Annotated in this window: 16 protein-coding genes; 6 read left to right on the top strand and 10 right to left on the bottom strand. The window is 72.2% G+C overall.

Features of this window, described 5'->3' with window-relative positions:
* Positions 1-335: 335 nt before the first annotated feature.
* Positions 336-1,475 (top strand): glycerophosphodiester phosphodiesterase family protein, encoded by a 1,140-nt coding sequence (locus ABD841_RS12140; protein ID WP_344970673.1) that lies wholly within the window; start codon positions 336-338, stop codon positions 1,473-1,475.
* A gap of 85 nt (positions 1,476-1,560) precedes the next feature.
* On the opposite strand, the gene ABD841_RS12135 is transcribed toward ABD841_RS12140, so the two are convergent.
* The 10 genes from ABD841_RS12135 to ABD841_RS12090 all read right to left on the bottom strand — a co-directional run bounded on the left by ABD841_RS12135 (position 1,561) and on the right by ABD841_RS12090 (position 12,560).
* Positions 1,561-2,001, bottom strand: a complete 441-nt coding sequence (locus ABD841_RS12135; RefSeq protein WP_344970671.1) for a VOC family protein — start codon at positions 1,999-2,001, stop codon at positions 1,561-1,563.
* Between the two features lie 128 nt (positions 2,002-2,129).
* Positions 2,130-3,128: a sugar-binding transcriptional regulator gene (locus tag ABD841_RS12130; protein WP_344970670.1), complete on the bottom strand. Its 999-nt coding sequence runs from the start codon at positions 3,126-3,128 to the stop codon at positions 2,130-2,132.
* Between the two features lie 292 nt (positions 3,129-3,420).
* A complete protein-coding gene (locus tag ABD841_RS12125) occupies positions 3,421-4,455 on the bottom strand; it encodes a D-ribose ABC transporter substrate-binding protein (RefSeq protein ID WP_344970668.1) in 1,035 nt (344 codons plus the stop codon).
* A 188-nt stretch (positions 4,456-4,643) separates the two neighbouring features.
* On the bottom strand, positions 4,644-5,765 hold the full coding sequence (locus tag ABD841_RS12120) for an ABC transporter permease (protein ID WP_344970666.1): 1,122 nt from the start codon (positions 5,763-5,765) through the stop codon (positions 4,644-4,646).
* Positions 5,762-7,309 (bottom strand): sugar ABC transporter ATP-binding protein, encoded by a 1,548-nt coding sequence (locus ABD841_RS12115; RefSeq protein ID WP_344970664.1) that lies wholly within the window; start codon positions 7,307-7,309, stop codon positions 5,762-5,764. The genes ABD841_RS12120 and ABD841_RS12115 overlap by 4 nt, the downstream gene beginning before the upstream one ends.
* Complete coding sequence (locus tag ABD841_RS12110) at positions 7,306-7,980, bottom strand: DUF2291 family protein (protein ID WP_344970662.1); 675 nt, start codon at positions 7,978-7,980, stop codon at positions 7,306-7,308. Before ABD841_RS12110 ends, ABD841_RS12115 begins: the two co-directional genes overlap by 4 nt.
* On the bottom strand, positions 7,977-9,599 hold the full coding sequence (locus ABD841_RS12105; protein WP_344970660.1) for an FGGY family carbohydrate kinase: 1,623 nt from the start codon (positions 9,597-9,599) through the stop codon (positions 7,977-7,979). The genes ABD841_RS12110 and ABD841_RS12105 overlap by 4 nt, the downstream gene beginning before the upstream one ends.
* Positions 9,592-10,545 (bottom strand): transketolase family protein, encoded by a 954-nt coding sequence (locus ABD841_RS12100; protein WP_344970659.1) that lies wholly within the window; start codon positions 10,543-10,545, stop codon positions 9,592-9,594. Before ABD841_RS12100 ends, ABD841_RS12105 begins: the two co-directional genes overlap by 8 nt.
* Positions 10,542-11,423, bottom strand: coding sequence for a transketolase (locus tag ABD841_RS12095; RefSeq protein ID WP_344970657.1), 882 nt, complete (start codon positions 11,421-11,423; stop codon positions 10,542-10,544). The genes ABD841_RS12100 and ABD841_RS12095 overlap by 4 nt, the downstream gene beginning before the upstream one ends.
* A gap of 123 nt (positions 11,424-11,546) precedes the next feature.
* Entirely contained in the window at positions 11,547-12,560 is a 1,014-nt protein-coding gene (locus ABD841_RS12090; protein WP_344970655.1) for a sugar phosphate isomerase/epimerase family protein, read from the bottom strand.
* Between the two features lie 423 nt (positions 12,561-12,983).
* On the opposite strand from ABD841_RS12090, the gene ABD841_RS12085 reads away from it, so the two are divergent.
* The 5 genes from ABD841_RS12085 (at position 12,984) to ABD841_RS12065 (ending at position 17,570) form a co-directional block, all read left to right on the top strand.
* Positions 12,984-13,907, top strand: coding sequence for a hypothetical protein (locus ABD841_RS12085; RefSeq protein ID WP_344970654.1), 924 nt, complete (start codon positions 12,984-12,986; stop codon positions 13,905-13,907).
* A gap of 13 nt (positions 13,908-13,920) precedes the next feature.
* A complete protein-coding gene (locus ABD841_RS12080) occupies positions 13,921-14,766 on the top strand; it encodes a class F sortase (RefSeq protein ID WP_344970652.1) in 846 nt (281 codons plus the stop codon).
* A gap of 191 nt (positions 14,767-14,957) precedes the next feature.
* The gene (locus ABD841_RS12075) at positions 14,958-16,376 is read left to right on the top strand and encodes a DUF2079 domain-containing protein (protein WP_344970650.1); all 1,419 of its coding nucleotides are present in this window, start codon (positions 14,958-14,960) and stop codon (positions 16,374-16,376) included.
* Positions 16,377-16,624: 248 nt separating this feature from the next.
* A complete protein-coding gene (locus ABD841_RS12070) occupies positions 16,625-17,095 on the top strand; it encodes a phosphatase domain-containing protein (protein ID WP_344970648.1) in 471 nt (156 codons plus the stop codon).
* Positions 17,096-17,291: 196 nt separating this feature from the next.
* On the top strand, positions 17,292-17,570 hold the full coding sequence (locus tag ABD841_RS12065; RefSeq protein WP_344970646.1) for a hypothetical protein: 279 nt from the start codon (positions 17,292-17,294) through the stop codon (positions 17,568-17,570).
* The last annotated feature ends 42 nt before the right edge of the window (positions 17,571-17,612 follow it).

The raw sequence follows: 17,612 nt of genomic DNA, 5'->3' as shown, positions 1-17,612 counted from the left end.
CGGCGAGGCGACCCGGGGGGTGGAGAACCGGGCGCTCGGAGGGATGGACGGCGAGGCGACCCGGGGGGTGGAGAACCGGGCGCTCGGAGGGATGGACGGCGAGTCGCCCCGGGAAACCGGCGTCCCAGCGGTCCTGGGACCAGGCGCCCAGGCGCTTCCGTGGCCCGTACGCCGATCGGCACCGCAGGCAGATGACCGGACGATCCGCCCGCCCGGCCTCCGCGCGCCCGCTGTCCATAAACCCGGCCTCCGCGCGCCTGCTGTCCGCGAGCTCCACCTCCACAGGCGCTGTCTCCGCGAGTCCTGTCTCCGCGAGTGCCGCGTCCGCGCGCCCGATGCTCGCGGAGCCCGGGCGTGACGACCGCGGGCCGATCGTCATCGCGCACCGCGGGGCCAGCGCCTTCCGGCCCGAGCACACCCTCATGTCCTACCGGGCCGCCATCCGGATGGGGGCCGACTACATCGAACCGGACCTCGTCTCCACCAAGGACCACGTGCTGGTCGCGCGGCACGAGAACGAGCTCTCGGCGACCACCGACGTCAGGAACCATCCTGAGTTCGCCGGCCGGAAGACGACCAAGGTCGTCAACGGCCGCCGGCAGACCGGCTGGTTCACCGAGGACTTCACACTGCGGGAACTGCGCACGCTCCGGGCCAAGGAGCGCTACCCCAAACGGCGCCGGGGCAACACGGCCTACGACGGGGTGGCGCTCATCCCGACACTGGACGAGATCGTCCGGCTCGCGCAGCGGCACGGTGTGGGCGTCTACGCCGAGACCAAGGCCCCGAGTCACTTCGCCTCGATCGGGTTGCCCCTCGAAGAGCCGCTGCTGGAGACCTTCCGGCGGCACGGCTGGGACGACGCGCAGGATCCGGTGTTCATCCAGTCGTTCGAGACCGGGATCCTCAAGAGGCTGCGCCCCGTCACGCGGTTGCGGTTGATCCAGCTGATCGGCGCGAGCGGTGCCCCGTACGACCTGGTCGCGGCCGATGACCCGCGCACCTACGACGACCTCGTCACCCCGAGTGGCCTGCGGGAGATCGCCGGGTACGCCGACGGCGTCGGCGTGTCCACGAGGCGGATCGTGGCCGCCGGGCCCAGCGGGAGGCTGGGGGCGCCCAGCTCGCTCGTCCGGGACGCCCATCAGCAGGGACTCCTGGTGCACGCCGCGACCATCCGCAACCTCAACGCGTGGCTTCCGGTCGAGTACCGGCGCGGTGATCCCGGCGGGCGTGCCTACCGGCGTGCCAAGGGCGATGTGACAGGGTGGCTGAGGCGGGTGTACGGCCTCGGCGTGGACGGGGTCTTCGCCGACGACCCCCGTGTCGCCCGTGTCACCCGTGACCGGTTGCGCGCGGAGCGGTCGGAGGCCCGGGGTGATGCGGGGCGGTCGGGGGCCCGGGGTGATGCGGGGCGCAAGCCCCGGCCGCGCCCCGGCGCGCGTGCGCCTCGGGAGTCCGCCGGGAGCGAGTAGGGCGCCGGCGGTACCCGCCAGTGTCCGCGCCCACGCCGGCCGTGCCGGAACCCCGGCATGGCCGGCCGGCGGCGGGGCTCCGGGCTCAGGTCACGCAGAACTCGTTGCCCTCCGGGTCGTGCATGGTCACCGCGTAGTGGTCGATGCCCGGTTCGTCCAGCACGCGCAGCACCGTCGCGCCCGCGCCCACCAGCCGGTCGACCTCGGCCCGGACCTGCTCCCGGCGCATCTCCGGCGGGAGCCCGCGGCCGCCGCTGGCCCGGACGTCGAAATGGAGCCGGTTCTTGACGGTCTTGCTCTCGGGGACCTGCTGGAACCAGATCCGCGGACCGGTGCCCTCCGGATCGACGATGGAGTCGACGCGGTCGTCCAGTTCCTCCTCGGGCACGCCGACGTCCCGCCAGTACTCCTTCCAGGTGGCGAAGCCCGCGGGTGGGTCTTCCGGCTTGTATCCCAGCGCGCCGGCCCAGAACCGCGCCAGCCGGTCGGGATCGGCGCAGTCGATCGTCACCTGGAACCTGGTCACCGTGGATCTCCTCCTGTCCGGGGTCCGCCGTCCGTGCGATTCTGCCCCGTCACCCCGACATTTCCCGCCGGGCGGGGCGCCCGTACACCGCCCCGGTGGTCTCGCGGAGGCCGACCGGCCGTCCGGGGTCAGGCGGGATCGGCGAGCAGGCGCCGGGCGACCTCCAGATCGGTGATCAGCACGTTGACCCAGCCGCCGCGGAGGGCGGCCTTGATGGCGGAGTACTTCCGCTCGCCGCCGGCGACGGCGACGCGGCGCTCGACCGAGCGGAAGGTCTCGACGCTTATCCCCACGACCCGCCGGTCGAAGGCGGAGTCGACCACGTTGCCCTCGGCGTCGAAGAAGTGCAGGCAAACGTCTCCGACGGCGCCCAGGGAGCGGAGCTCCTCCTGGTCGGCCTGGCTGACCGCGTTGCCGCTGCGCAGCAGCAGCGGGGAGGGCTCCAGGCTGCCGATGCCGACCAGCACGAGGGTCAGCTCGCGCCACTGGGACATGACGTCGACGACGGCCGCGTCCTGGAGCAGAGCGTCGCGGACCACGGGGGTGCCCACGACGCCGGCCGACGGGACGAAGACCGGTCTGGCCCGGGTGACGTCGGCCAGGCGGCTGATGAGGCGGGTGGCGTGCACCTGGGCCTCGGGGCTGCCGACGCCGCCGACGACCTGCATGACGCGGTCGGCGACCTGCACGCTCTTGGGATGCATGCGGTCGACGGCGGCCAGCAGCGTCTCGCTCCAGGAGGAGATGCCGATGACGTCGCCGCCCTTGAACGTCGTGTCGAAATAGGCCGCGGCGGCGGACGCCAGCGCGGGGATGACGTCGCCCTGGGCGCCGTCGGCGTCGACCACCACGGCGTCCCGCAGCGCGTACCGCCGCTGAAGGCCCTCTTCGAGCTCGGTGTGCACGCCCTCGGGGAGAACGACCACGGTCCGCACGATGCCCCGGGTGCTGGCCTCCTTGAGCAGGCGGGAGACGCGCGGCTGCGAGATGCTGAGCGCCGCGGCGATCTCCGGCTGCCGCATGCCCTGCTCGTGGTACATCCGGGCCACTCGCGCCAGCAGACGCAGATGGTCTGTGGCCACGGCGCGGCCGGAGCCGTGAACCCGTCCCATGTCGGGCACGACCATGCAGCGCCTCCTGTTCGACGTGTGGAGACCGGCTCCGTTCTCGGCCCGCGCGGCGGCGGTGAGGGTGTGAAGCCGGTGGCTGACGGGGGGATCCGATCATCTTTTTCACCCGCGGCCGATAACTCAGCGTACCGCCCGGATCCCTCACCCGCCCCGTGAGCCGGGACATACGAGCGGCCGGACCCGGCCGTGACGACCGCCGGGGACCGGACCGGTCCGGTCCTCCGGGCGGCCGGGGACCGGGTCCTCGGGAGAGCGGCGGGGGAGGGTGCCCGGCCCCCGCCGCCCGCCGTCACTTCCGGGCGAAGACGCCGAACTCGTCGGCGTTCTCCTTGGTCACCAGCTCGCAGTCGATGGACTGCTTCTCCTCCTTGCCGGTGGAACCGTTCTTGATGAACGCGTCGGCCTGCTCGACGGCGCTCTCCGCGGCGAGCGCGGCCGGCTGGAGGGCGGTGGCGTGCATCTCGCCGGCCTTGATCGCGGCGATGGCGTCGGGGCTGCCGTCGAAGCCGACGACCACGACCTTGTCGAGCATCCCGGCGGCCTTGAGCGCGGCCACGGCACCGAGCGCCATGGTGTCGTTGCCCGCGATCACGCCCTGGATGTCACGGTTCTTCTGGATGATGGTCTCCATCTTGGTGAACGCCTCCTGCTGGTCCCAGTTGGCGCTCTCCCTGGCCACGAGCTTCAGGTCCGGGTACTGGGAGATCACGTCCGTGAAGCCCTTGGACCGCACGCTGGCGTTGGTGTCGGACTCCTTGCCGACCAGCTCCACGTAGTTGCCCTTCTCCTTCATCGCCTCCACGAACGACTGGGCGGCCAGCTGGGCGCCCTGGGAGTTGTTGGAGACGATCTGGGCCTTGGCGACGCCGGTGGCGTTGATCTCACGGTCGATGAGGAAGACCGGGATGCCCGCCTCGGTGGCCTTGCGGACCGGGCCGATCGAGGCGTCGGCGCCGGCGTTGTCGAGGACGATCGCCTTCGCCTGCCTGGAGATGGCGGCGTCGATCAGCTCGCTCTGCTTGTTCGGGTCGTCGTCGTGCGACGCCACCGACGTCTCGTAGCCCAGCTCCTCGGCCTTCGCCTTGGAGGCGTCGGCCTCGGCCTTGAAGAACGGGTTGTCGTGGGACGGGGTGATGATGGCGATCAGCCCGCCCGCCTGGCCGCCGCCGGTCGGGCTCGCGGACACGGCCTGCGCGCCGGGCGAGTTCTGGGCCGACGTGTCGGCGGCACCCCCGCACGCCGCCAGCAGCGAGGTGCCGGCGAGGAGCGAGAGAGCGAGGCCGACGCCCCGGCGGCGCATGGAACCAAAGAAGGGAACGGACATCTCCGACCTCCGGAAGGATGGTGAACTGCACTGCGGATGAGGGGTGAGGTGGCCGCCCCGGCGGGCGGCCAGCCCGGCTGTTTGCCGTCGAGGCCGGGGAGATCCGGCTGCCGGCCGGCTGGGCCGAGGTGGAGCGGGGTACGCGAGCGAGATGGACCGGGGCTCGCGGGCGGGCCCCGGCCGCCCGCCTACGCCGCCGGCTCCGGCCGTTTACTGGCGGCCGCCGCCGAGACGGCGGCCCCTCGCCGTTTGAACCGCTGCTGGCCCTGGTCCAGCATCACGGCGAGGATGATGACGGCTCCCTTGATGACGATCTGCCAGAACGTCGACACGCCCAGGATCACCAGGCCGTCGGCGAGGAAGCCGATGACGAAGGCGCCGAGGAGGGTGCCCCGCACGGTCCCGCGTCCTCCGCTCAGCGCGGCGCCGCCGATGACGACCGCCGCGATCGCGTTGAGCTCGTACGTCTCGCCGGCCTGCGGCGCCGCCGAGGTCAGCTCCGACGCGATGATGAGGCCGGCGACCGCGGCGCACGCGCCGGAGATCACGTAGACGGCCGTCTTGACCCGGTTGATCGGGACGCCGGACAGCTCCGCCGCCCGCTCGTTGCCGCCGGTGGCGTACAGCCACCGGCCGAAGGGGCTCTTGGTGAGCAGCAGCATGACCGCCACGGCGAGAGCGACCATGATCCAGATCGAGGTGGGCAGGCCGAGCGGGCGGCCGCTGCCGAGCAGCCCGAAGCCGGTGTTGCCGAGTTCCGGGTTGCCGCCCAGGTTGGGATAGGTCGAGCCGCCGGAGATCAGCAGCGCGATGCCGCGCGCCACGTACAGCATGCCGAGCGTCGCGATGAACGGCGCCACCCGGAACCGGGTGACGAGCACCCCGTTCACCAGGCCGACCAGCATGCCGACCGCGATGCACAGCACGATGACGCCCCACACCGGCGGGTAGGCGATCAGGTCGACGAAGCCCAGGTTGAGGCCCTGGAGCAGCTCACCGGCGACGACGCCGGACAGGCCGACGATCGAGCCGACCGACAGGTCGATGCCGCCCTTGAGGATGACCAGCAGCATGCCGAGCGCGATCACCGCGTTGATCGCGACGTGCTTGGTCATCGTGATGAGGTTCGGCACGGTGAGGAACGAGTCCGACAGCAGGCCGAAGACGACGATCAGGACGGCGAGCGCGATGAACGCGCGCAGCTCGAACAGGGCGTTCAGCAGGGACAGGCGGCGTGCGGCGGCCGCGGCCTTCTCCGGCGAGGCGGGGTCCGTCGCACGCGGGGCGGTGGTGGTTCCCGGGGATGTCATCGCTCACCGTCCCCGGCCGCCTCGATGGCGGCGCCGTCCGACACACTCATCAGTTCCTCCCGGTTGATCTCCCCGCGCCGGAACTCACCGGCGACGGTTCCGCGGACGAGCACCAGCAGCCGGTCGGGGATGTGCAGGGCTTCCTCGGCGTCAGAAGTGGTGAAGAGGACGGCCAGGCCGCGTCGCGCCTGGGCCGCCATGAGCTCGAAGACGTCGGCTTTGGCGCCCACGTCGACACCGCGTGAGGGGTCGTCGAGCAGCAGCACGCGCGGGTCGGTCAGCAGCGCCTTGCCGATGACCACCTTCTGCTGGTTGCCGCCGCTGAGCGAGCCGATGGCCGCGCCGGCGCCGTCCGTCTTGACGGTGACGTCGGAGATCATCCGCTCCACGGCGTCCCGCTCCCGGTCCCGGGAGACGAACAGCCGCCGGACGAACTTGGCCAGGCTCGCCAGGGAGAGGTTCTCCCCGACGGACATCGTCTGGACCAGGCCGTCGCGCTGGCGGTCCTCGGGGACCAGGACCACGCCCTGCTCGATGCGGCGGCGGATGCCGGCGTCCTCCAGCGGGGCCCCGGAGAGCAGGATCTCGCCGGAGAGCGCCGGGACCCGACCGGCGAGCGTCTCCAGCAGCTCGGTGCGGCCCGAGCCCATCAGGCCGTAGATCCCGACGATCTCACCCTGCCTGACGGACAGCGAGAGCCGGTCGATCGCGAGGCGGTCGGGGTTGGCCGGGTCCGCCACCACGAGGTCGCGCACGGTCAGCAGTTCCTCCCCGAGGGCCGGGGTACGGTGCGGGAACAGCGCGTCCTGGTCCCGGCCGACCATCTGCTCCACGATCCAGCCGATGTCCACCTCGGCGGCGTCGGCGGTGGCGACGAGCCGGCCGTCGCGCAGCACCACGACGTCGTCGGCGATCTCCAGCGCCTCGTCCAGGTGGTGCGAGATGTAGACGACGGCGACGCCGTTCCCGGTGAGCTCCCGGATGACCCGGAACAGGACCTCGACCTCGGGGGCGGTGAGCGCGGAGGTCGGCTCATCCATGATCAGAACCCGGGCCTCCTGGAGGAGCGCCCGCGCGATCTCGACGACCTGCTGCTGCCCCAGCCTCAGGTCGCCGACCAACTGGTCGGGATCCAGATCCTCCTCCAGGTTGCTGAGGATCGCCCTGGTGGTGGCCCGCTGGGCCCTCCGGTCGATCGACCCGAGCCCTCCGGGGACCTCGCGCGCCAGGAACAGGTTGTCCTGGATGCTCAGGTTGGGGCAGAGGCTGAGTTCCTGATGGATGATCGCGATGCCCTGGTCGGCGGCGTCACGGGACGACACCAGTGCGACGGGCCGGCCGTCCAGCTCGACGTGGCCGGTCGTGGGGTGCTCGATCCCGGAGAGGATCTTCATCAGCGTCGACTTGCCGGCCCCGTTCTCACCGAACAGCGCGGTCACCCGGCCGGGAGCGACGTCGAAGTCGACCCCCTTGAGCGCGTGCGTGCCGCCGTACACCTTGGTGACGTCGCAGGCCCGCAGGATGGGAGCGACCGCCGTTCTCACGACGCCTCCTCGATCGAGACCGGGGTGATGGTCACGACGGAAGGGCTCAGGAGGGTGAACGCACCGGTGAAGGAGATCTTCTTGCCCGCGAGGCCCGGCGCGTCCAGGTTCTTGAGCAGCTTCTCCCGCATCTGGTTGTTCAGCGAGGTGGCGGCGTCGGCGTACTCCACCTGGTTGAGGAACTGCCCGAAGGTGATGAACCCGGCCGCGTCGCGCAGCGCCGTGCCGTTGATGGCCGGGCCGATCTGCAACGACACCCGGGTTCCCTCCGGCAGACCGGGGACGGTGACCGGCAGCAGACCCGATTTGGCCTCGCCGGCCTCGCCGGTGCCCTTGACCGGGAAGCTGTAGGGGCCGGTGCCCTGGCGGCGCCCGTATTTCTCGCCGGCCGCCTCCTTGTCGGCGACCAGCGCCTTGACCAGCACGGGGAGGTCGACGGCGTCCTTCTGGATCGCGGGCACGACCTTGCTCTCGTACGTCTCCGCGCCGAACGCGGCCGGGTCGAACTTCTTCGGCCCCGCCGCCACGGCCGACTCCGGCGAGCGGTACTCGGTGCTGAGGCCGATGGCCGCCAGCAGCGCCGCCGCCGCGGCGACGGCGATCCATTTCGCCGGGATCCGCCGGCGGGACGCCTGCCCGCCGCTCGGTCGCGCTGTGATCGGCGTGCTCATGCGCCGCTCCTTTCGGCCAGGTCGCCGCTCGTCTCCTGGTTCGCGTGGGGTGCGGACGTCTCCTGACGCGCGGAGGGAACGGGCGGTTCCGGGACGGTTTCCCGGTTCGTGCGAGGCGGGAACGTGGTGGCGGCCGGCAGGTCCATGCCGTCCGGAGGCAGGGCGCGGGGGCGCGAGCGCTCGACCGCCTCGTGCCACGCGGCCCGCCGGGCCGCGCGGCCGAGCTCGTCGCCGCCGGGTCGGAACTCGTCCGCCGGCCGGGGCCGGGCTTCGAGGTCGGCCAGGGTCCACAGGCCCGCCGCCAGACCCGCGGCGTCCGCCACCCCGAGGGACGACAGGTCGTGCTCGCCCGAGCGGGAGATCAGCCTGCCGCTGACGTCGGCCTGCAGCTGCATCATCCGGGCGCTGCGGGTGAGTCCGCCGTCGGCGAGGAGCACCCGCACCTCGCCGACCGCCCGCTCGACCGCGGTCACCACGTCCTCGACCTGGAAGGCGACCGCCTCCAGCGCCGCCGCCACCAGGTGGTCGCGGCGGGTGCCCAGGGTCAGTCCGCTCAGCACGGCGACCGCGCCGGGCTCCCACCAGGGCGCGCCCAGGCCGCCGAACGCCGGCACCAGGTGCACCCCGTCCGGCGCCTGCTCGGCGGCTTCCTCCAGCAGGGCCTCGGGAGAGGTCCCGAACAGCTCGGCGAGCCAGCTGAGCGCGCGCCCGGTCGCGCGGATGTTGCCCTCCACCGCCAGCACCGGCCCGGTGACGTCCCAGGCGACGCTGCGGCAGAGTCCGGGGGCGTCGTCGCAGTCGCCGATCGCCATCACCGAGGAGCCGGTGCCGTAGGTGGCCTTCACCACGCCCGGGCGCCACCCGCCGTGGGCGAACATCGCGGCGTGCGAGTCACCCATGACGGCCAGGACCGGGACACCGTCCGGGAGCGGAGCGAGGCTCCGCACCGCGGGGAAGGCGCCGCAGGAGGCGGTGATCCTCGGGAGGACCTCGCGCGGCACCCCGAACAGGTCGAGGAGCGCGTCGTCCCACTGCCGGGTCGCGATGTTCATCAGCTGCGTGCGCGAGGCGTTGCCGACCTCGACCACGTGGTCGCCGCCGAAGCGGCTGAGCAGCCAGGAGTCGACGGTGCCCAGGCACAGCTCGCCGGCCAGGGAGCGCCGGCGGTCGGGGTCGTACGTGTCGAGCAGCCAGCGGGCCTTCAACGCCGAGAACATCGGGTCCAGCGGCATCCCGCTGGCGGCCCGCACGAGCGGGTCGGCGCCCGTGGCGACGAGGTCGAGGCACCGCCGGGTCGTGCGCTGGTCCTGCCAGCTGACCAGGGGGCCGACCGGCCGTCCGGTGCGCCGTTCCCACAGCACCAGCGACTCGCGCTGGGTGCTGAAGCCCACTCCGGCGATCCGGGGGGCGAGCGCGGGGTCGACGCAGTCCGCGACCGCCCGGCGCACGCTCTCCCAGATCTCCTCGGCCGACTGGTCCACCCACCCCGGGCGGGGCTGGCTCTCGGAGAGCGGAGCCGACCCGCGTGAGACGATCCGGCCGTCGGGGGCGACGAGCAGCGCCTTCGTGGAGCCCGTTCCCTGGTCGACGGCCAGGACGAGCGGGCCGGCGCTAGTCATGCCCCAGCAGGTCTCGCACCGCGGCCACGATGCCGTTGGCGGAGAGCCCGAAGTGGTCGAGGAGGAACGCGGTGTCGCCCGTGGGGGCGAAGACCCGGGGCACGCCCAGGATCCGCATGGGGGAGGGCCGGTGGGTCGCGACCACGGAGGCGACGGCGGCGCCGAGCCCCCCGCTGGTCGTGGCCTCCTCGGCGGTGACGATGCCGCGGGTCTCGCGGGCGGCGGCGATCACGGCCCCCTCGTCCAGCGGGTCGAGGAAGGGCATGTTGAGCACGCGCACCGAGACGCCGTCCGCGCGCAGCCGCGCGGCGGCCTCCAGCGCGCGCGAGGTGAGCGAGCCGATGGCGATCACCGTGACGTCGTCGCCGTCCTGGAGCAGGACGGCCCTGCCCGGCTCGAACGGGGCGTCCGCAGGGGTGACCACGGGCACCTTGAAGCGGGGGACACGCAGGTAGGAGGGCCTGCCGGAGGCGGCGGCCCAGCGCACCGCGGCGCGGGTCTGCACCGGGTCGGCCGGCACGATCACGTCCAGGCCGGCGATCGCGCGCACCCAGGAGAGGTCCTCGATGGAGTGGTGCGTGGGGCCGAGTTCGCCGTAGGCCATGCCGGGGCTCTGGCCGCAGAGCACGACGTGCGCCTCGCTGTAGGCGATGTCGGCCTTGATCTGCTCCAGCGCGCGACCGGTGAGGAACGGCGCCGCCGCGCAGACGAAGGGGATCTTGCCGGCGTTGGCCAGGCCGGCGGCGACGCCGACGAGGTCCTGCTCGGCGATCCCGACGTTGACCAGCCGCGTGGGGAACTCCTGGCGGAAGGCCACGAGGTTGCTCGACCCGACGGAGTCGTTGCACACCGCCACGATCCGCTCGTCCTCGCGGGCCAGCGCGATCAGCTCGTCGGCGAACGCCTGCCGCGAGTCGAAGGTCGCCTGCTGTTCGGTGACGGTCATCGGGCCAGCTCCGCGAGCGCCGCCGTGACCTGCTCCGCGCTGGGCACCTTGTGGTGCCACTCCACCCGGTCCTCCATGAAGGACACGCCCTTCCCCTTGATCGTGTTCGCGATGACCACGACCGGCCTCCCCGTCGTGGAACGCTCCAATGCCTTCAGCAGTGCGAGGTGGTCGTGCCCGTCCACCTCGCGGACCTCCCAGCCGAAGCTGCGCCACTTGTCGCCCAGCGGCTCCAGGTTCTTGGTCTCCTCGGTCCTGGCACCCTGCTGCAGCCGGTTGCGGTCGATCACGACCGTCAGCGACGACAGGCCGTAGTGGGCCGCGGTCATCGCCGCTTCCCAGTTACTGCCCTCCTGGAGCTCGCCGTCACCGAGCACCACCACGGTCCGCCACGTGGCGCCGTCCAACTGGGCGCCCAGCGCGCATCCGGTGGCCACCGGGAACCCGTGCCCGAGCGCGCCGGTGTTGGTCTCCACGCCGGGCACCTTGATCTTGTTGGGGTGTCCGTTGAGCGCCGATAGGGGGGCCATGAAGGTGTCCAGCTCGGAGACGTGGAAGAAGCCGCAGTGCGCCAGGGTGGAGTACAGGGCGGCGGCGCAGTGCCCCTTGCTCAGCACGAACCGGTCGCGCCCCTCCCAGCGGGGACGTTCCGGGTCGAGGGAGAGCACCCCGTAGAAACAGGCCACCAGGATGTCGGTGACCGACAGGTCACCGCCGATGTGTCCCAGCTGCGCGCGGTCGATCATCCGGACGATGCTCTGGCGCACCTCGCCGGAGATCCGCTCCAGCTCGGCCACCGCGTCCTCCGGACGGCCCTCGCGGATTCGCTGAGAGATCTCCCGGTACGCGGCGGAACGCGTGGGATCAGCCGGCAACATGTCGCTTCCGTCCCTCGAACTCGAAGTTGTGGTTTCTCTGGTCGTTCCGGCCGCGGTCCTGCCGGGTGCGGCCTCCCCGGCGGCGCGCGGGCCGCCCGCCGCCGGTGGGGCCGTGGCGGGGTGTCACTGCTCGGCCTGTGCGCTCAGCAGGGCCTTCTGGACGACGCGCTGGGCGGTCAGGGCGTCCTGCGCCCGCTGCGCGGCGGCCAGGGCCTCGTGGTCCACCAGGCCGAGGGCGCGGTGGATGGTCTTCATGACGCGGATGCCGGCCCGGGCGGCCTCGACCGAGTCCTCCCGGAAGGGGAACTGGTCGAGCTGCCAGACACCGTCCCAGCCCGCCTCGCGCAGGGCGTGGAAGAACTCGAAGGTCTCGGTGAGGTGGACCGAGCCGACGACCATGTCGTCGTCCCAGCCCCGGTAGTTGTCGTTGACGTCGATGGCGAACAGGCGCCCGCGCGAGATCGCCAGCCGCGCCGCGTCCGCCGGGGACTCGCCGCCGTACAGGGAGTGGCCGAAGTCGAGCAGGATGCCGACGTTGGGCAGCCCGATCTCCTCGATGCCCAGCAGGGTCTTGGCCACGGAGGAGAAGACCATGGTGTTGCGGGGCTCGCGCGGCTTGTACTCGATGGCGAAGCGCAGATCGGGGAAGGTCGTCGCCAGCTCGCGCACCGCGTCGAGGGACAGGCGCCACAGCTCGGAGTGGTCGGCCTGGAAGGGGTAGTCCCACCCGTCCTGGCCGGGCCAGAGCTTCACGTAGTCGCAGCCGAGCTCCCGGGCCGTCTCGGCGCCCTGGGAGACGAGCTCGATGGCCTGCCGCCGCACCTCCGGGTCGGGGTTGGTGAACGCCCCGCGGGTGAAGCGCCTGGTGTAGATCTCCGGCGTGACCGCGATGGCCCGCAGGCCGTTGCGCTTGAGCGCCGTCTTCACGTCGTCGAGCGGCAGGTCGACCGGGTCGAAGGGGAACGTCAGGTCCACCACCGACAGCTCGCCCACCTGCCCCGCCAGGTCGATCGCCTCCAGCGTGCTGACCGGCGGGCCGTACCCGTCGGTGGCGTACCGGTCGACGTACCGCCCGAAGTGCCAGATACCTGCGCCGAAAGTCGGCTCTTGAATATCTATGCGCGAGTGACTAGACATAACCACGACGGTAGGGTCACTGCGCGTACATGTCAACGAAATCTTTCGGCAACATGAGAAAGGGTCCGGGATGCCCGCCGGGAGGGCCGCCGCGAGTTCCGGCGTGCCCTCATGTCGTCCGCCAAGCGGCTCTGACCTGCTGTTTCATTGGTTCCCGGGGGCCGGCCCGCCGACTCGCCGGCCGGCGGATCCGTCCTGGCGCGGTCCCGGGCGGGGGCGGAGGCCCCGTCTTCCGCAACGTGCGACACGCCGGTGGTGGGGTGCTGTACTTGCTGTGGGATAGATGAGAATTTCTGTCCGTTTTGCCGAGATGCTCGCGTCGCTTGGCCTCTCTTCATAGGATCTATGCCTGGCCGTGACTGTGGCCGGTCAGTCTTAATGACTAGGGCAAACCGGACTATTAATCTGGAACAGGGAGCAACTGTGCTGAAGTCCAAGACGCGGCGCCGCGTCGCGGTCAAGACAGCCGTGATCTCGGCGGCGGGCGCAGGCATCCTCTTCGGCGCGATCCCGGCGATCGCCTCCATCGCCGCCCCGAAGCAGGTCACCTACTCCTGCTCGGTCGTCGGCGCGGCGGCATCATCGACGTACGCGTTCCAGATGGACCTCACCGGCCCGACGGCGGCGGTGACGAACTCACCCCTCACCGCGACCTGGAAGGTCAACCCGCCCGCCGCGTCCCCTCTCGTCGCACCCACGGGCATCCCGTCGAACCTGAACCTCATCCTCGACGCGGACATGCAGATCAGCAATGTCACGGGCACCCCGCTGGCGACCCCCTCGGAGCTCCGCTCGGTCGCCGCCACCGGTGGCGTTCCCACGGCGGGTCAGACGCTCACGCCGCCACCCCTGATTGTCACGGTGACGCCCACCGCGACCGGCGTGGTCGCTTTCCAGCCCGACTCCTTCACCCTGCTCCTGGGGTCGGCCACCGGCACGGAGGAGACCGATCTGCTCAACTGCACCCTCTCGAACACCGCCGAGGCCTCCGCCGCCGCGCTGCGGGTGACCGTCGCGACGGCCGTACCGTCCGGCTCCGTCAGCCCGAGCTCGACCGGCACCTCCACCGGGACCTCCACCCCGACGTCCACCTCCACCGGGACCTCCACGCCCACGTCCACCGCGACCTCCACGCCCAAGCCGACGATCACCGTCACCAGGACCAAGACCTCCAAGCCGTCCTCCACCCGGCAGATCGAGAAGACTCCCGACGGCGCCGCCGCCACCGGCGGCGGCGGGGAGGCCGGGCCGGACGCGCGGGTCATCATGCTCAGCGGCGCGCTGATGGTGGCCAGCGCGGGGATCGGCGGGCTGGTGCTGCGGCGCCGCACCGCCTCCCGGGGCTGACCGGGGCGCCGGGATGACCACCCCGCCGCCGGAGGGCTGGCCGCCCAGGCAGTTCCGCGGGCCGGTACCCGGCTACCGGCCGGTCCCGCTCCAGCCGCCGCCCTACCCGGCCCCCGGATACCAGAGCTACGGCCCGCCGTACGAGGAGTGGCCGGGCCACGACGGCGTCGAGGGCGGCAGGGTGATGCGGTCGGTGCTCATCCTGGCCGGGATCGCCGGCGTCGTCACGGTGCTGGTCGGCCTGCTCTACATGCTGGCCGCCCCCGAGGAGTACGGCCTGGCCGACCAGCGGACCACCCTGCCGCCCCGCAACCAGGCGGCGGCGGCCCCGTACTTCCAGGCGCCGCCGACCGTGCCGCCACCCCAGCCCACCCTCCCGGCGGCCCCGCCCATGCAGCCCTCCACCCCGGTCCGCCTGGTCATCGAGCGGCTCGGCGTCAACGCGCCCATCAGGTCGGTCGGCCTCGACAAGCACGGCGCGATCGAAGTGCCGCCGGTCGGCAATCCCAACCTGGTCGGGTGGTACCGCTCGGGGCCCACGGCGGGCGAGGCCGGACCCGCGATCATGCTCGGACACAAGGACACGCGCTTGGGCAGCGCGGTCTTCAGCCGCCTCGACGAGATCCGCAACGGTGACGTCATCGAGGTGCACCGCAAGGACGGCATCATCGCCGTCTTCACGGTCGGCGGGCTGGAGCAGGCGGAGAAGTCGGTCTTCCCGACCCAGCGGGTGTACGGCGAGTCGGCCAACCCGCAGCTCCACCTGATCACCTGCGGCGGCACCTACGACCGCACCACCGGCCACTACACCGACAACGTCATCGTCTACGCGACCATGACGAGCACCCGGAAGGCATGAGCGGCGCGGTCCCGGCCGGGACCGGGTGCCCGAAGGACCCGGGCGTTTCCGAGACGCGGGAGGGCCCGGACGCCTCCGAGACATCGGGGCACGCGGACGCTTCCGACACATCGGGGAGTTCGGACACCCGCGGAACCGTCAGGCGCCCGGACCTCCCCGGGATCCTCAAGCGCCCGGACCTCCCCGGGTTCGTGCGGCGCCGCCGGCACGGGTTGCTCCTGGGCGCGCTCGTCGCGACGGCCGCCGGGGTCTACGCGTTGCTCGGCCTGGTCAGATTCGCCACCTTCCGGGCGAGTATCTTCGACCTGGTCATCTTCGACCAGGCCGTGCGCGGCTACGCGGGCTTCGGCGCACCGGTGGCGCCCGCGGTCGGGGTGTTCCACGGCGCGGGGATGGACTTCCTCCAGCTTGCCGACCACTTCTCGCCCATCCTGGCCGTCCTGGCGCCGCTGTACTGGATCCACGACGGCCCGCAGACGCTCATCGTCGCCCAGGCGGTCCTGTTCGCGCTGGCCGCGATCCCGATCTGGCACTACGCCGAGCGCCGTCTCCGCCCGGCCGGGGCGCACCTGGTCGTGGTGGCCTACGCGGTGTCGTGGCCGATCGCGCAGGCCGCCGCGTTCGACTTCCACGAGGTGGCATTCGTCCCGCTGCTGAGCGCCATCATGATCGAACGGCTCGACGCCGACCGGGCGGGCGCGGCGTACCTGGCCGGCATCGCCCTGCTCCTGGTCAAGGAGGACATGGGCCTGCTGGTCGGGGGATTCGGCTGCTACGCGTTCCTCACCCGGCGACGGCTGGAGGGCGCGGCGTTCGTCCTGTTCTCCCTGGGCGCGCTGCTGATGATCCGTGACGTCCTGATGCCGCTGGTGGGTTCCCGCCCCGCCGGGTTCCACTGGGCGTACGCCAGCCGGGGCGCGACCATGGGCGAGGTCGCGCTGTCGATCGCGCGCGACCCGGCGGGCGCGTTGTGGAGCCTGGTCAGCCCGGCGGTCAAGGTGGACACCCTGGTCCTCCTGCTCTGGCCGGTGCTGCTGACCGCGCTGGCCTCGCCGTTGGTCCTGGCCGCCCTTCCCCTCGTCGCGGAACGGTTCCTGGCCGATCGGTCGCAGTGGTGGGGGAGCGACCACCACTACAACGCCTTCGTCATCGCGATCCTCATCTGTGCCGGGGTGGACGGCGCCGACCGGCTCAGGAAGCACCTCCGGGCACGGGCGCGTGGGTACGACCTCGGCATGCACTGGGCGGTCGCCGTATGCGTGATCGGACTCACCCTCACCCCCCGGTTCGCTCTCGACGGCCTGTGGGACCCGGTCTTCTACACCGGTGAGCCGCACGTCGCGGCGGCCCGCGAGGCGGTGGCCGTCGTTCCCGACGGCGTGGTCGTCGAGGCCGCCAACAATCTCGGTCCCGCCCTCAGCGGGCGGGCGACGGTGCTGCTCTGGGGCGCCGGGGCGCCCGGCGCGCCGTGGATCGTGGCCGACGTGGCGCGGCCGTCCTACCCGTTCGGGGGGCAGGACCAGCAGCGGCAGCGCGTCGACGAGGCGCTGCGCGGCGGTTACCGCGCGGTGTTCGAGCGGGACGGCTACATCGTGCTGCACCGCCCCTGAGTTCCGCTCCCGTTTCCGGCCCCGCTTCCCACCCCGCTTCCCGCTCCGGACCGGAGGGCCGGTGCGGGCCGTCCGGGAGCGGGAACATCGTCTTCCTCCGGCGGGTGCCGGCCCCGGCCGTCCGCGGCCGGGGCCGGTGCCGAAGAGCGCGGGAACGGGGCGTGACGTTCGCTTCCATCCGGGCGTATCGTCCTGTCCGGACGGTGCGGCGAAAACAGAGAGGCTTCGTGGGCGCTGACAAGGATCGGGTGAGAGAGCTCGAACTGCCGGGCGGAGGCACGGTCCTGGCTCGCGGGCTGCGCGGCGCACCGGCGCCGGACCCGCCTCCGCAGTTCGGGCTGTATCTGCTGGGGCATCCTCTCGACCGGCCCACCCTCTACGGTCGCTACCTGGTCGGGCTGCGGCCGTGGACGCCGCCCTGGCCGCACGAGCGCGTCGACTGGCCGGACTTCTCCGCCCCGCGCCGTCCCGAGGAGGCGGCCGGCCGGCTGCGTGAGGCCCTGGCGCGCATCCGGCGCGGTGAGCGCGTCGAGGTCGCCTGCGGCGGCGGCCGCGGCCGAACCGGTACCGCCCTGGGTGCTCTGGCCGTCCTTCAGGGGATGTCCCCCGCGGAGGCGGTCGACTGGGTGCGCTCCGCCTACGACGCCAAGGCGATCGAGTCGCGGGCGCAACACCGGTTCCTCCGCTCCGGGATCCTGGTGGAGGGGCGCCGACCGTAGCCGGGTTCCGGCCCCGCCCGCCGGGCCGACCCCGGCGGGCGGCGGGAGAACACCCGTGAGACTCCCGGCGATAGTTGGCGGGAATCGAAGTGGGATCCTGCTGATTCACCGGGTTTCCCAGAGATTGTCGGCGGATCGGGCTGCTTCCCGGCCCAAGATGGCGGAGAAGAGGTGGGGATCCCTCGCTCTGTTCCCCATGGCTCTCGATCTCGAACGGCCACCGGTGATGGAGGTCGAGACCGGTTACCGCAGTGGTGATGCGATGCACCCGCTGCCGGGAGAACCACGAGCCGCCTACGACCCGGTCGGCACCGGGCTGGGCCGGCGGCACCGGGCCAAGGTCGCCGAGCTCGCCGCCCTGGACCCGGATCAGGCCCGGCTGCTGGGCCTGGAGCACGTCAGTGAGCGCACTTTGGAAAGGTCTGGCGGGAGTGGTTCGGTCCAGGCGGTGCCCGGCAGCGCTGCCGATATCTGAGATCGACCGGCTGCGGGACGGACACCACGAGATGATCATCCT

Source organism: Streptosporangium fragile (assembly GCF_039534445.1).
GTDB classification, from domain to species: Bacteria; Actinomycetota; Actinomycetes; order Streptosporangiales; family Streptosporangiaceae; genus Streptosporangium; species Streptosporangium fragile.
This window is presented reverse-complemented; position numbering and strand designations above follow the sequence as displayed.